Source organism: Caulobacter sp. DWP3-1-3b2, assembly GCF_049896325.1.
Taxonomy (GTDB): domain Bacteria; phylum Pseudomonadota; class Alphaproteobacteria; order Caulobacterales; family Caulobacteraceae; genus Caulobacter.
Genome location: NZ_JAFCUB010000009.1, coordinates 1 through 13293, shown reverse-complemented (window position 1 = coordinate 13293; position 13293 = coordinate 1). Strand labels below are relative to the sequence as shown.

Genomic DNA, 13293 nt, shown 5'->3' with positions numbered 1-13293 from the left:
GGTTCGCGCATATTGCGCCAGGTCGGACGAGAGGCTAGGGACGGCCAAACGGGAGACAGCGATGTCGCAAGCCAAAATCATCGACGGCAAGGCCTTCGCGGCGAAGCTGCGCGAGACGATCGCGGCCGAGGTCGCCGTGCTGAAGGCCGAGCACGGATTGACCCCTGGCTTGGCCGTGGTGCTGGTCGGCGAGGATCCCGCCAGCCAGGTCTATGTGCGCAGCAAGGGCGAACAGACCCTGGCCGCTGGCATGCATTCCGAAACCCACCGCCTGCCGGCCGACACCAGTCAGAGCGAGCTACTGTCGCTGGTCGAGCGCCTGAATGACGACCCGGCGATCCACGGCGTTCTGGTGCAGTTCCCGGTGCCGGACCATCTGAGCCAGGCCACGATCGTCGCGGCGATCTCTCCCGACAAGGACGTCGACGGCCTAACCGTCACCAATGCTGGGCGCCTGGCGAGTGGCCTGCCAGCCTTGACCTCCTGCACCCCGGCCGGCTGCATGGCGCTGCTCAAGGACGTGCTAGGCGACTTGACTGGCAAGCGGGCGGTGGTGATCGGCCGCTCCAACCTGATGGGCAAGCCGATGGCTCAACTGCTGCTAGCGGCCGACTGCACGGTGACCATCGCCCACTCGCGCTCTCTGGATCTGCCGACCATCTGCCGCGAGGCCGACATTCTGGTCGCAGCCGTGGGCCGGGCCGAGATGGTCCGAGGTGACTGGATCAAGCCCGGGGCCACGGTGATCGATGTCGGGATCAGCCGCTTCCCGTCGCGCGACCCTGTCGCCGCAGCCGCCGGCAAAACCCGGCTGGTGGGCGACGTGGCCTTCGAGGAAGCCAAGGGCGTGGCCGGCGCCATCACCCCGGTGCCGGGCGGGGTGGGACCGATGACCATCGCCATGCTGCTGGCCAACACCGTCAGCGCGGCCAAGCGGATCAATGGGATCGCGGAATAGTGCGGCTCGCGGTCGTTCTGGTCCTGGCTGCGAACCTAGCCGCCTGTTCCGGGCCGACCCCGCAAGCGCCCACCGCCGAACAGACGTTACGCCTGAGGCCGACTGATCCGCGCTTGGCGGGTCTCTATGAGCAGTGCTGCAAGACCTGCCACGCCGTGCCGGGTACGGGCGCGCCGCTGGTTCATGATCGCAAGGCCTGGGATCCGCGGTGGAAGCAGGGACAGGCCGTGCTGCTGGATCATGCCGTCCAGGGTTTCCAGGCGATGCCGGCCGGAGGACAATGCGCGGCTTGCAACGCGAATGATTTCAACGCTCTCATACGCTTCATGGCGGGGCGCGAAGACTCCGCGCGCTAGAGCATTTTTTCGAGCGAAGTGGTTCCGCTTCGCGTGAAGAAAAATGCGTCAAAACAGAAGATTAGAGCTCGCGGCCTGACGCAGTCAGGTCGGGAAATGCTCTAGGGGGCGGGCGACATGAAGGTATCAAGACGGGGGGCGCTGCTGGCCGGGGGTTTTGGCCTGGGCGCGGCGGCGGTCGGCGGCGGCCACGCGGTCGCCACGCACGAAAAACCTGAGCCGGCCGCTCCGGCCACCGCTGACGCCCAAGGCCGCCTGCTCTGGCGCAATTGGTCAGGCGTGCAGCACGCCTATCCGTCGGCCCGCGTCGCGCCCCAGAGCGAGGCCGAGGTCGCTGCGGCCCTGAAGACCGCCACGGCGCCAATCCGGCCGGTGGGGGCGGGTCACTCCTTTAGCGCCCTGGCCCCGACGGACGGGACACTGCTGTCGCTGGACGCCCTGTCGGGGATCCTGGCCTGGGAGGGCGACGAGGCGACCGTCGCGGCCGGCACGCGCCTGGGCGCCCTGGGCTCGGCTTTGGCCAAGAACGGTCGGGCGATGGCCAACCTGCCCGACATCAACAAGCAGTCCCTGGCCGGCGCCCTGGCCACCGGCACCCATGGCACGGGGATGCGCCTGAAGGCCCTGCACGGCGACGTCACGGCCCTGCGGCTCATCACGCCGAACGGCAAGGTGATCGATTGCGACGCGACCCATCGCCCCGAGGTCTTCCAAGCCGCCAAGGTCTCGCTCGGCTGCCTGGGCGTGATCACCCAGGCGCGCATCCGGACTATCGCCAACCGCCGCATCGAGCGCCATGTCTGGCTGGAGCCGTTGGAGGAGGCCCTGGCCAAGGCCGAGGAACGCTGGGCCACGCACCGCAACTTCGAGTTCTACGCCGTACCCTTCACGGGGTTGGCCGCCAATATCAGCCATGACGAGACGGACAAACCCGCCCTGGCGCGCGGACCCGACCAGGACACCGCCTTTCTTGACGCCCTCAAGGGCCTGCGTAATCTGCTTGGCTTCTCCACCCCGTTGCGCAAGGCCGCCGCCCGCGCGCTGCTGGCGGGCGTCAAGCCGGAGGCGGCGATCGACGAGGGTTGGAAGCTGCTGTCGACCGATCGCCCCGTGCGCTTCAACGAGATGGAGTTCCACCTGCCGGCCGAGGTTCAAATCAAGGCTCTGGCTGAGGTGGTGGCGACGATCGAGAAACATCGGCCCGACGTCTTCTTCCCGATCGAGGCGCGGCGGATCGCCCCCGATGACGCCTGGCTGTCGCCCTTTCAGGGCGAGGCCCGAGGCTCAATCGCAGTCCACGCCTACTACAAGGACGAATTCGCCTTCCTCTACACCCTGATCGAGCCGATCTTCCGTCGCTATGGTGGACGGCCGCATTGGGGAAAGTTGCACAGCGTGTCGGGCGATCAATTGGCCGGACTGTATCCCCGCTGGAAGGATTTCCTGAAGCTGCGCGCCGCGCTGGACCCCGAGATGCGGATGCTCAATCCGTACCTGAAGGGCCTGTTTGACCTCTAGAGAACCTTGACCATGGCATCGCATTCGAGCCTTTGAAAACTCTTCGCGGCCCTGCGATCACCTTCGACATGACGCCCTTGGGCGCGAGGGCGCGCAGAACATCGAGAGCCGAGCCCGAAAAGAAAAAAGCCCCGGCTATGGGCCGAGGCTTTCAGGTCGTACGCCTGGATGGCTTTAGATCGCCAGGTATTCGGCCACGCGGCCTTCCAGTTCCGTAGCCAAGACCTTGCCCACTGGGTGGGTGTCGACCTTGATGTCGCCGCGGACGCAGGCCTTGATTGCGTCGATGTGGCCGTCCACCAAAAATAGCGGCGCCGTAAGGCGGGTGGCGGGTTCGTCGATCAATTTGCACAGCGAAGCGGCCAATCGCGTGATCAGCGGGAAGTCGTAGGTGGCTCCCAGGCCCTTCAGGTCATGGGCGCGAAGATAGAGGGTCTCGACGGTCTCGGCGGTCAGGCCCTTGGCGCGCACATCCTGGCGCGCGGCCTCCAGCTTGACGATCTCGTCGTTCAGCCATTGGGCAAAGTTGCCTGACAGGCTCTTCAGCGCCGCCTCGGCCTTGGCGATCGCCGCCACGTCGATACCACCGCGTCCACCCACCTTCAGCTTGAGCATGTTTGGCACTTGAATTACTTCTGCGGCGGGCTTGTTCGTCACGGGCGCCTCCCCAATAGCGTAGATGGCAAAGCTACCATCGCAGGCGTTAACATTAGATGAGACGCCCATTTCGCCCTGGCCAATTCGAGCCAGTCTCGCAAATCGCCCTGACCAACGGTTCTCTCCGGACTAGGCCGAGAACTGCTCCGTCAGGACCCTTTCCTCGAGGCTTCGACCGGCGTCGAAGAGCATGGAAAGGCTGGCGCTGCTGTCCTCGGTGATATGGACCTCGACCACGTCGCGAACCTCAAAATTGTCGGCCACGGCGCTTACCGGCCGCTTATCGCATTCCAGCACTTCGAACGTCACCCGCGCCGTCTGCGGCAAAAGCGCGCCACGCCAGCGGCGGGGGCGGAATGCGCTGATCGGGGTCAGGGCCAGCACCTGGGCGCCGATCGGGATGATCGGACCGTGGGCGGAAAGGTTGTAGGCCGTCGAGCCCGCGGGTGTGGCCAGCAGCACGCCGTCGCAGACCAACTCGCCCATCCGCACCTTGCCGTCGATACTGATGCGCAGCTTGGCGGTCTGGCGGGTCTGGCGCAGCAGCGACACCTCGTTGATGGCCAAGGCCCGGTGCTGTTTGCGATTGGAGTCGATGGCGACCATGGCCAGCGGATGGATCACGGCCCGCTCGGCCGCGTTGATCCGTTCCAGCAAGGCGTCCTCGCTGTATTCGTTCATCAGGAAGCCGACCGAGCCGCGGTTCATGCCGTAGATCGGGGTCTGGCCCTTCATGGTGTCGTGCAGGGTCTCCAGCATGAAGCCGTCGCCGCCCAGGGCGACGATCACCTGGGCGCTGTCGTCCCCGACGTCGCCATACCGGGCGCGCAGCCGCTCAATGGCTTCCTGGGCCTCGGGGCGATCACTGCCTTTGAAGGTTAGGCGAGTCACGAAGGGCAGGGGCTGGAACATCGCGCCAAGTGGCTAGATCGCCGAGGTGTTGTCAAACCTGGGTTTGATGCCGACTCAGGCCGCGCTGACGGCCTGCCGGAACGCCATGGCCGCGATGTCGGGCGCGAAGGGGCCAAAGGCGCCGCTGGCCTTGCGGGCGGCTTCCGCCCCACCGCCGGGCCGACCGCCATTCAGTTGGCGCACGTGGTCGAGGATGGTCGGGAAGACGCTGCGATCGATGCCGACGGCTGAGCAGGCCAGGGCCAGCAGTTCGGGACGGTCGCTGTCAACGGCGCGCCGCACCTGGCGAATGTCGAACTGACCCAGACGAGCCAGGGCGAATAGGAATAGCGGCAGGCGCCGCTCGCGCAGTACCCGCAGCAGATAGCCCGGGCGCAGCTGACCAGCGGCGTCGAGCTTTTCGATGAGGGCGGCCTCCATCGCCTCGCGATCCTCGGCCTGTTCCAGGCTGGGCGCGTCTTCGATCTGGTCCCCGGCGTGGGCGGCGCGCAACGCGGTTTCGACGGCCTGGGCCATCTTGTCGGGATCAAGCTGGAATCGGGTGGTCAAGGCCTCGCGCAGGGCGCGGCCGACCCAAAGATACAACTGTTCGGCCAGATCGCTGGACAGGCCGGGGTGGCGCGCCAGGGGCGAGCGCAGGGCGACAACCTCGCGCGCCCGCTCGACGAGGCGGCGGACGCCGTCGGGCGAGATCTGGGCGTTAGTGTTGTTGGCGAGCGCCGTCAGCACGGCCGATTCGTCGCGGGCCAGGATCGCTTCGACCACGGCGGGCGACAGGGCCGGCCGTCGGGCGATCTCGAGCTGGTGTTCCAGGGTGGCCTGGACCAAAAGGCGGATCAGGTCGCGGTCCTGCAGAATCGGGCTGCGAGCGATGATCGGACGAGCGATCTCGATCTCGTCCAGGGCCAAGATGTTGATCAGGGCGGAGGGCGCCCAGGTGGCGTCTGCCAGGCGTTCGGCCAGGCGCTGGCGGATGTCGCGCTCTGCCTCGACCACCAATGTCATGAAGATGGAGTCAAGCAGGACCTGGACGTCGGGCGCGGCCGGCCTTCCCTGGGCCTGACTGGAGTCGCACAGGTCGATGATGCCGGCGAGCAGGCGTTCGCGATCAGCCGGCTCGCGGCTGCGGGCCAGGGACAGGAGTTGTGCGGTCTGGGCGGACTGGACCAACCAGCATCCTCGATTTCAAAGCTTGACCAAGACGACCTTGGCGGCTGCGAATGAAAACATGCTTAAACAGGCGAAGCCACGGAACGACAAGAATAGCGGCGCGATGCCGCAGGAATGGTAATCCAAGGGAGACCAGTACGCATGGGCCAACCTCTGATCCTCGCGCTCGATCAGGGCACGACCAGCACCCGGGCCATCCTGTTCACCACCGACGGCAAGCCGGTCTGCGACGCCAGCCGGCCGCTGCGGCAGTCCTATCCGCGCGATGGCTGGGTCGAGCACGACGCCGACGAGATCTACGCCGCCTGCGTGGGCGTGCTGCGCGACACCGTCGAAAAATGCGACCGTGACAGCGTCGATATCGCCGCCCTGGGCATCACCAACCAGCGCGAGACGGTGGTGGTCTGGGACAAGGCCACGGGCCGGCCGATCCATCCGGCCATCGTCTGGCAGGACCGGCGTACGTCCGCCGTCTGCGACCGCCTGCTGGAAGCCGGCCACGAACCAGCGGTGACCGCGACAACGGGCCTGCTGCTCGATCCCTATTTCTCGGGAACCAAGATCGCCTGGATCCTCGACAACGTGGCTGGCGCGCGGCGGCGGGCCGAGGCGGGCGAGCTGCTGTGCGGCACGATCGATTGCTGGGTCGTCTGGCGGCTGACGGGCAAGGCGTCCCACGTCACCGACGCCACCAACGCCTCGCGCACCCTGCTGTTCGACATCGAGAAACAGGCGTGGTCGGACGCGATGCTGGCCCTGTTCGAGGTGCCGCGCGCCATGCTGCCGACGGTGCTCGACTGCGCGGCCGACTTTGGCGAAGTAACGCCCGATATCCTGGGCCGAGCCATCCCCATCCGCGGCGTGGCCGGCGACCAGCAGGCGGCGCTGATGGGCCAGGGCTGCATCCGGCCCGGCGAAATGAAGGTCACCTACGGCACTGGCGGCTTCATGCTGGTCAATACGGGCGAGGAGCGCCCGCGCTCCGGCTCGCGTCTGCTGACCACGGTGGCCGCGCGGGTAGGCGGACGCACGACCTACGCCCTGGAGGGCTCGATCTTCGTGGCCGGGGCGGCGATCCAGTGGCTGAACGAAGGGCTAGGGATTCGCAACGGCCCGCGCGGGGCTGAGGCCCTGGCGCGCACCGCCCGTCAGGATCATGCAGTGGTCGTGGTGCCGGCCTTCACGGGCCTGGGCGCGCCCTGGTGGGACGCCGAGGCGCGGGGCGCGATCTTCGGCCTGACCCGCGACGCGGGCCTCGCCGAGATCGCCGCCGCGACCTACGATTCCTGCGTCTTCCAGGGCCGCGACCTGATCGAGGCCATGCGGGCCGACGCCCCCTCGGCCTTCGACGGCGCCGAGCTGCGCATCGACGGCGGCATGGCGCGCAGCGCCTGGTTCAGCCAGCGCCTGGCTGACCTGACCGGCATTCCCGTGCACCGGGCCAATTACCAGGAGACCACGGCTCTGGGCGCGGCTTTGTTCGCCGGGGTCGGCTCGGGGGTCTACAGCTCTGTAGAGGAGGCGGTGAAGGCGCGGCCGGAGGCGGAGCTGCTGCAGCCGGCGCTGAGCGTCAATGCGCGGGAAGAAGCCTATGCGCGGTGGCTTGATGCGCTGCCCAGGGTGCGATCCTAGGCTGTGATTAGGGACAGGCGCATGCGCCTGTCCCCATCCGCTGGCGCGACGCTACGGATTGGCGTCCAGATACGCCTTCACCCGCCTGAACAACTCTTCGAACATCGGCGTCGTCAGCCGCCCGGTGTTCGTGTTCAGCCGCGAGCAGTGGTAGCTGTTGAACACCCGGTAGGGTCCGGCCTGGAACTCCGAGCCGTGGCCCGGGATGCCCGCCGACGCCTTCAGCCCAAGCGCCTTCAGCAGATTGCGCCGCGAGACGTCGCCCAGGGTGACGATGGCCTTCAGTTGGGGAAACTTCTCCAGCCGCGCCGCCAGGAACGGCCGGCAGTTGTTCTCCTCCGACGTCTCGGGCTTGTTGCCCGGCGGGGCGCAGCGGACGGCGTTGGTCACCGCGCTGCCGATCAGCCGCAGCGAGTCGTCAGGCCGCGCCTCGAACTTGCCGGTGGCGAAGCCGTACTTGATCATGGTCTCGTAGAGCAGGGCCCCGGCGAAATCGCCGGTGAACGGGCGACCCGTGCGGTTGGCCCCCTTGCGACCGGGGGCCAGGCCCACGACGAGCAGCTGAGCCTCATGGTCGCCGAACGACGGGGCTGGCCCGTTGAACCAGTCGGGATAGAGCGCCTGGTTCTCGCGGCGATAGGCCACAAGGCGCGGACACAGCGGGCAGTCGCGTGGCGGCTCTGCAGGCGAGGGCACGACCTCGCCGACGATGTTGGAGCGCTGCCCCATTGGCGGGTCAGTCCTCATCGTCGAGGGCTCGGTCGTCTTGGCTTGGGGCCCCGCCGCGAGCCGGCTCTGTGACGAAGCGGGGCAGGGGATTGCCGCGTTGTGGCCGGCCGATGATGTTCCCCAGGTCGGCCAGGTCCACGAAGTTGTCGGCCTGGCGGCGCAGGTCGTCGCTGGTCATCGGCGGCTGGCTCTTCATCGTCGAGACCACGGTGACGCGGCGGCCCCTGCGCTGCACGGCCTCGACCACGGCGCGGAAGTCACCGTCGCCCGAAAACAGCACCAGGTGATCGACCGTGGCGGCCATTTCCAGCATGTCGACGGCGATCTCGACGTCCATGTCGCCGCGCCAGCGCTTGCGGCCCGTACTGTCGGTATATTCGCGGGCCGGCTTGGTCACCAGGGTAAAGCCGTTGTAGTCGAGCCAGTCGACCAACGGCCGGATCGGGGAATATTCCTCGTTCTCGGCGATGGCGGTGTAATAATAGGCCCGCACCAGGATGCCGCGCTTGCGGAACTCGTCCAACAGCTTGCGGTAGTCGATGTCGAGGCTGAGGGCCTTGGCGGCGGAGAAGAAGTTGGCCCCGTCGATGAACAGCGCCAGGCGCTCGGTCGGGTAAAAGGTCACTGAGTAGGAAATCCTTGAAAAATCAGTTTGATCAAAAATGGCTGGATGAGGTTGCGGTGGTGGCGTTGGGCTGCAGCCTGCCCGGTTCCTATCCGAGTCGGGAAGCCTTGCTGGACGCCGCGATAGGGGCCATCGAGGCCGGGGATCTGAAAGTCGTGGGCCGCTCCTCCTGGTGGGCGTCGGCGGCGTGGCCTGACCCTACGGCGCCAGCCTATCGCAACGGCGTCGTCCTGGTCGAGACGCCGCTACCTGCGAGCGAAATCCTGGCGCGGCTACACCGGATCGAGACTCATTTCGGCCGCGTCCGGATAGACTCCAACGCGCCGCGCACCCTGGACCTCGACCTGATCGCCCAGGGTCGAACGGTGACCGAGGTCGGCCTCGTCCTGCCCCATCCGCGCGCCCACGAGCGCCTGTTCGTGATGGGGCCGCTGGCGGAAATCTCGCCGGAGTGGCGTCATCCGGTCAGCGGTCGGACGGCGGCGGACCTGGCGGCGGCGGCGACCGTCGGAAGCGACGCCGCGCCCGACATTGCCAAAACTTAGTTTCCGGCGCGCTGCCGCCGGCTCAAGAGTCCGCCCAACCCGTTTCGCCCGAGCTTCCGCACCCACTCCATGAAGATGGAGCCCGTCGCAAGAAGATCGAAACCTTCATGGCATGCTCAAGCGCGGCGAGACCGTTTATCCGCAGACCAAGTGCTAGAGACCGGTTTCTCGATCGCCGCGCGCTGGACTTCTCCCCGCGAACGCGGCATAAGCGCCCCCTCGCGAAAGCTGGGACTCTACCCAGGCGGCGTTGTACAACGTTGCTGGACACCCTATTTCGTGATCACTACGGCTCTCAGCCCGAGGAATTCATGGCCCGCGTCACCGTCGAAGATTGCGTCGAGAAGGTTCCCAACCGCTTTGCCCTGGTCCTGCTGTCCGCCCATCGGGCGCGCGGCATATCGGCCGGCGCCTCGCTGCTGGTCGAACGCGACAACGACAAGAACCCTGTCGTCGCCCTGCGCGAGATCGCCGATGACGTGGTCGATCACGAAGGCCTCAAAGAACAGCTGATCAGCACACTGCAACGCGTCGATGAGCACACCGAAGCCGAGGAAGAGGCCGAAACCCTCGCCCTCCTGGCTGATCCCACCCACATGCAGATGAGCGAGCTCGAGCTCGTTCGCGCCCTGCAGAGCGACCGCGATGGCGGTCAGGAGGAGCGGTACTGAGCCCCGACGGCGCAGACCCTCTTATCCTCGAAGCGGCGCCCGCCGCCGCTCCTTCCGAACGCGCGCCCGAAGCCGCTCCCTCTCCTGGGACGGAGGCGGGCGCGTCTTCGTCTGTGAACGCCGCCGAGCCCGTCCCGGCGCCGACGCCCGCTCCCAAGCCTCGCCAGAAAATCCTCCGCCAGTATGAACTGATCGAGCGCGTCCACGCCTACGACCCGACCGCCGACGAGGCCTTGCTGAACCGCGCCTATGTCTACGCCATGCGCATGCACGGTTCGCAGACGAGGGCTAGCGGCGACCCCTACTACGCCCACCCGATCGAGGTGGCCGGCATTCTCACTGAATACCGGCTCGATACCGCGACCATCGTCACAGCCCTGCTGCACGACGTGATCGAGGACACCCCGGTCACCAAGGAAGAGATCTCCAGGCTGTTTGGCGAGGAGATCGCCGAGCTGGTCGACGGCGTCACCAAGCTGTCCAAGCTGGAGCTGCAGGCCGAGCATTCGCGCCAGGCCGAGAACCTGCGCAAGTTCATCCTGGCCATCTCCAAGGACGTTCGCGTCCTGCTGGTCAAGCTGGCCGACCGTCTGCACAACATGCGGACGCTGCACTTCATCAAGAACCAGGCCAAGCGCGAGCGCATCGCCCGCGAGACGCGCGACATCTATGCGCCCCTGGCCCGCAACATCGGTTGTCACCGGATCTGCACCGAGCTGGAGGAACTCAGCTTCGAGCACACCAATCCCGTGGCGCGCACGGCGATCATCCGCCGGCTCGATACTCTGCGGGCCCAGCAGGGCGGGGCGGTGGAGCTGGTCAGCCAGGAGATCGCCGCGCGGCTGGACGGCGACGGCATTCCCGCTCGGGTGTTCGGCCGCGAGAAGTCGCCCTATTCGATCTGGCGCAAGCTGCAGCGGAAATCGATCGGCTTCTCGCAGATGTCCGACATCTATGCCTTCCGGGTCATCGTCGACTCCGAGGAAGACTGCTACCGCGCTCTGGGCGTGGTGCACCGCGCCTGGTCCAGCGTGCCTGATCGCTTCAAGGACTTCATCTCGACGCCCAAGCGCAACAACTACCGCTCGCTGCACACCACCGTGGTGGGGCCGCGCGGCATGCGCATCGAGATGCAGATCCGCACCGAGGCCATGGACCGGGTCAACGAAGAGGGCGTGGCGGCCCACTTCCGCTACAAGGATGCGTCCTACGGCCTGGACTTGGAAGGCATGGAGGCAGCCGGTAGCCGCGATCCCCTGGCCAACCTGCGCCAGCTTGTCCAGGTGCTGGAACATGGCGGCGACGCCGAGGAGCTGGTCGAGCACGCCAAGCTGGAGATGTTCCTCGACCAGGTCTTCGTCTTTACGCCCAAGGGCAAGCTGGTCAGCCTGCCCAGGGGCGCCATGCCGTTGGACTTCGCCTATGCCGTCCACACCAGCGTCGGCGACACCTGTATCGGCGTGAAGATCAATGGCGAGCTCAAGCCTCTGCGCACCGGCCTCAACAACGGCGATGTGGTTGAGGTCATTCGCGGCTCTAAGCCCGTGGTCCCGCCGGACTGGCGGTCGCTCACCGTCACCGGCCGCGCGCGCTCGGCCATCCGCCGCCATATCCGCCAAACCGAGAAGGAAGAGTTCCTGCGCCTGGGCCGGGCCTCGGTGGACCAGGTGTTTGAACGGACCGGCAAGAAGCTGAAGGACGTGTCGCTGCGGCCGATCCTCGAGCGTTACGCGCTGGACACCGAGGAGGCCCTGTTCGACGCGGTCGGCCGTGGCCGGGTGTCGCCCAGCCAGGTGCTGGAGACCGCCTTCCCTGGCATGAAGGGCTCCGACGTCGCCGAGGCCACCGCCCGCCGTAAGATCGAGGGTGGCGTGGAAGCCCGACTCTATGTGCGCGGCGGCGGCCTGACGCCGGGCGTGTCGCTGCATTTCGCCCACTGCTGCAGCCCGGTGCCGGGCGACCGCATCGTCGGCATCCTGCGCGAGGACGGGGCGGCGCTCGACGTCCACACCATCGATTGCCCAAAACTGGCGGAGTACGAGGACCGCGAGGATCTCTGGCGCGACCTGAACTGGACCCCCGAGGCCGAGCGCGAGACGGTGTCCCTGACCCGCCTGCACGCCACGATCGGCAACGCTCCTGGTGTGCTGGGCCAGGTCTGCACGATCATTGGCGAGGCGGGCGGCAATATCGTCAACTTGCGCATGCACCACCGGCAAAGCGACTTCTTCGACGTGGATATCGACGTCGAGGTGCGCGACGCCAAGCACCTGACCAACATCTCGGCCGCCTTGCGAACGTGTCCGACGGTGGAGACGGTGGACCGGACGCGGGGGTAGGGGGTGCGGGTAGGGCGGTCAGAGCCCCCCAACCTCCACTCATCATGAGTGGAAGCGAGAGGGAACTCAGCACCCCTTAAACGTCGAAATCCAACCCCATGTCGTTGAACAGCCCGCGTTCCTCGGCCCAGTTTTCCTTGACCTTGACGTGCAGGAACAGGTGGATCTTGCGGTCCAGGATGTCTTCCAGCTCCTCGCGCGAGCTCTTGCCGATCCACTTGATCACCTCGCCGCCCTTGCCCAGCACGATGGCGCGCTGGCCGTCGCGTTCGACGTAGATGGTCTGCTCGATGCGGGCGCTGCCGTCCGGGCGTTCCTCGAAGGCGGTGGTTTCCACCGAGGCGGCGTAGGGCAGCTCCTCGTGAACGCGCAGATAGATCTTCTCGCGGGTGATCTCGGCGGCCAGCAGGCGGGCGGGCAGGTCGGCGGTCTGGTCTTCCGGATACAGCCACGGGCCCTCCGGCATCATCGAGGCCAGCTTGGCCATCAGGTCATCGACGCCCGCGCCCGTGCCGGCGCTGATCATGAAGACCTCGGAATAGACGCCGGTCTCGAACAGATCGTGGGCGACGGCCAGCAGGGTCTCGCGCTTGACGCCGTCGATCTTGTTCAGCGCCAGGATCACCTGGCGGTTGCTGGCCTTCAAGCCCTCGATAATGGTCTGGACGTCCTGCACCGAGCGGTGCTCGCCGGCCGAGGCGCGGCGCTCGCGCGAGGCCAGCTCGGCCTGGACGTCGACCAGGTGGACGACGACTTCGCTGTCCTCGGCGCCGCTCCAGGCGGAACGGACCATGGCGCGGTCCAGCCGGCGGCGCGGGGTGAAGATGCCGGGGGTGTCGACCAGCACGATCTGGGTCTGGCCAGTCATGGCCACGCCGCGCACGGGAAAGCGCGTCGTCTGGACCTTCTGGGTGACGATCGAGACCTTGGCGCCGACCATGCGGTTGACCAGGGTGGACTTGCCGGCGTTCGGGGCGCCGATGATGGCGGCAAAACCGGCGCGGGTGTTTTGGGGGGTGTTTTCAGTCATTGCGGGTGCGTGTAGCACAGCGGAGACCAAAAGCCTCCCCCTGTGGGCTAGCAGGTTCACACATCTCGATTGAGCGAGTGGACGAGCTCTGATTCATTGGGTTCATCTGACGGGAGATGGCGATGGATCTGCTGCTGGGGCGGTTTGGCGA

The 13293-nt window shown here is 66.8% G+C and carries 13 protein-coding genes; 7 read left to right on the top strand and 6 right to left on the bottom strand.

Annotation, left to right across the window (positions count from 1 at the left end; all coding sequences use genetic code 11):
- Positions 1 to 61: 61 nt before the first annotated feature.
- The 3 genes from folD to ACP7AG_RS08675 all read left to right on the top strand — a co-directional run bounded on the left by folD (position 62) and on the right by ACP7AG_RS08675 (position 2832).
- Positions 62 to 958 carry a bifunctional methylenetetrahydrofolate dehydrogenase/methenyltetrahydrofolate cyclohydrolase FolD gene (gene folD / locus ACP7AG_RS08685; RefSeq protein WP_426030550.1) on the top strand — a complete coding sequence of 299 codons (897 nt, stop codon included), beginning with the start codon at positions 62 to 64 and terminating at the stop codon, positions 956 to 958.
- Entirely contained in the window at positions 958 to 1314 is a 357-nt protein-coding gene (locus tag ACP7AG_RS08680; protein WP_426030549.1) for a c-type cytochrome, read from the top strand. Before folD ends, ACP7AG_RS08680 begins: the two co-directional genes overlap by 1 nt.
- A 117-nt stretch (positions 1315 to 1431) precedes the next feature.
- Complete coding sequence (locus tag ACP7AG_RS08675) at positions 1432 to 2832, top strand: D-arabinono-1,4-lactone oxidase (RefSeq protein WP_426030548.1); 1401 nt, start codon at positions 1432 to 1434, stop codon at positions 2830 to 2832.
- 174 nt (positions 2833 to 3006) lie between these two features.
- On the opposite strand, the gene ACP7AG_RS08670 is transcribed toward ACP7AG_RS08675, so the two are convergent.
- From ACP7AG_RS08670 to ACP7AG_RS08660, 3 genes are all read right to left on the bottom strand, one after another.
- Positions 3007 to 3489, bottom strand: a complete 483-nt coding sequence (locus ACP7AG_RS08670) for an Hpt domain-containing protein (RefSeq protein ID WP_426030547.1) — start codon at positions 3487 to 3489, stop codon at positions 3007 to 3009.
- Between the two features lie 129 nt (positions 3490 to 3618).
- Positions 3619 to 4401: an NAD kinase gene (locus ACP7AG_RS08665; protein WP_426011954.1), complete on the bottom strand. Its 783-nt coding sequence runs from the start codon at positions 4399 to 4401 to the stop codon at positions 3619 to 3621.
- 54 nt (positions 4402 to 4455) lie between these two features.
- On the bottom strand, positions 4456 to 5541 hold the full coding sequence (locus ACP7AG_RS08660) for a DUF2336 domain-containing protein (protein ID WP_426012553.1): 1086 nt from the start codon (positions 5539 to 5541) through the stop codon (positions 4456 to 4458).
- A gap of 171 nt (positions 5542 to 5712) precedes the next feature.
- On the opposite strand from ACP7AG_RS08660, the gene glpK reads away from it, so the two are divergent.
- The gene (gene glpK / locus ACP7AG_RS08655; protein ID WP_426011953.1) at positions 5713 to 7203 is read left to right on the top strand and encodes a glycerol kinase GlpK; all 1491 of its coding nucleotides are present in this window, start codon (positions 5713 to 5715) and stop codon (positions 7201 to 7203) included.
- A 51-nt stretch (positions 7204 to 7254) separates the two neighbouring features.
- Here the strand turns inward: glpK and ACP7AG_RS08650 are convergent, their stop codons facing one another.
- Complete coding sequence (locus tag ACP7AG_RS08650) at positions 7255 to 7932, bottom strand: uracil-DNA glycosylase (protein WP_426011951.1); 678 nt, start codon at positions 7930 to 7932, stop codon at positions 7255 to 7257.
- Between the two features lie 7 nt (positions 7933 to 7939).
- A complete protein-coding gene (locus ACP7AG_RS08645; RefSeq protein ID WP_426011949.1) occupies positions 7940 to 8557 on the bottom strand; it encodes an NYN domain-containing protein in 618 nt (205 codons plus the stop codon).
- Positions 8558 to 8571: 14 nt separating this feature from the next.
- Here ACP7AG_RS08645 and folK point away from each other — a divergent pair, with 14 nt between their 5' ends.
- From folK to ACP7AG_RS08630, 3 genes are all read left to right on the top strand, one after another.
- Positions 8572 to 9102, top strand: a complete 531-nt coding sequence (gene folK, locus ACP7AG_RS08640) for a 2-amino-4-hydroxy-6-hydroxymethyldihydropteridine diphosphokinase (protein ID WP_426030546.1) — start codon at positions 8572 to 8574, stop codon at positions 9100 to 9102.
- Between the two features lie 311 nt (positions 9103 to 9413).
- A complete protein-coding gene (gene rpoZ, locus ACP7AG_RS08635) occupies positions 9414 to 9773 on the top strand; it encodes a DNA-directed RNA polymerase subunit omega (protein ID WP_426011947.1) in 360 nt (119 codons plus the stop codon).
- A gap of 113 nt (positions 9774 to 9886) precedes the next feature.
- Positions 9887 to 12112 (top strand): RelA/SpoT family protein, encoded by a 2226-nt coding sequence (locus tag ACP7AG_RS08630; RefSeq protein ID WP_426030545.1) that lies wholly within the window; start codon positions 9887 to 9889, stop codon positions 12110 to 12112.
- 76 nt (positions 12113 to 12188) lie between these two features.
- On the opposite strand, the gene era is transcribed toward ACP7AG_RS08630, so the two are convergent.
- Positions 12189 to 13142, bottom strand: a complete 954-nt coding sequence (era, locus tag ACP7AG_RS08625) for a GTPase Era (protein WP_426011944.1) — start codon at positions 13140 to 13142, stop codon at positions 12189 to 12191.
- Between the last annotated feature and the right edge of the window lie 151 nt (positions 13143 to 13293).

What these genes read in the sequence shown, in the direction of transcription:
- era (WP_426011944.1), bottom strand. Translation starts at nt 13,142, where the DNA reads ATGACTGAAAACACCCCCCAAAACACCCGCGCCGGTTTTGCCGCCATC.
- ACP7AG_RS08665 (WP_426011954.1), bottom strand. Translation starts at nt 4,401, where the DNA reads ATGTTCCAGCCCCTGCCCTTCGTGACTCGCCTAACCTTCAAAGGCAGT.
- ACP7AG_RS08650 (WP_426011951.1), bottom strand. Translation starts at nt 7,932, where the DNA reads ATGGGGCAGCGCTCCAACATCGTCGGCGAGGTCGTGCCCTCGCCTGCA.
- rpoZ (WP_426011947.1), top strand. Translation starts at nt 9,414, where the DNA reads ATGGCCCGCGTCACCGTCGAAGATTGCGTCGAGAAGGTTCCCAACCGC.
- glpK (WP_426011953.1), top strand. Translation starts at nt 5,713, where the DNA reads ATGGGCCAACCTCTGATCCTCGCGCTCGATCAGGGCACGACCAGCACC.
- ACP7AG_RS08675 (WP_426030548.1), top strand. Translation starts at nt 1,432, where the DNA reads ATGAAGGTATCAAGACGGGGGGCGCTGCTGGCCGGGGGTTTTGGCCTG.
- folD (WP_426030550.1), top strand. Translation starts at nt 62, where the DNA reads ATGTCGCAAGCCAAAATCATCGACGGCAAGGCCTTCGCGGCGAAGCTG.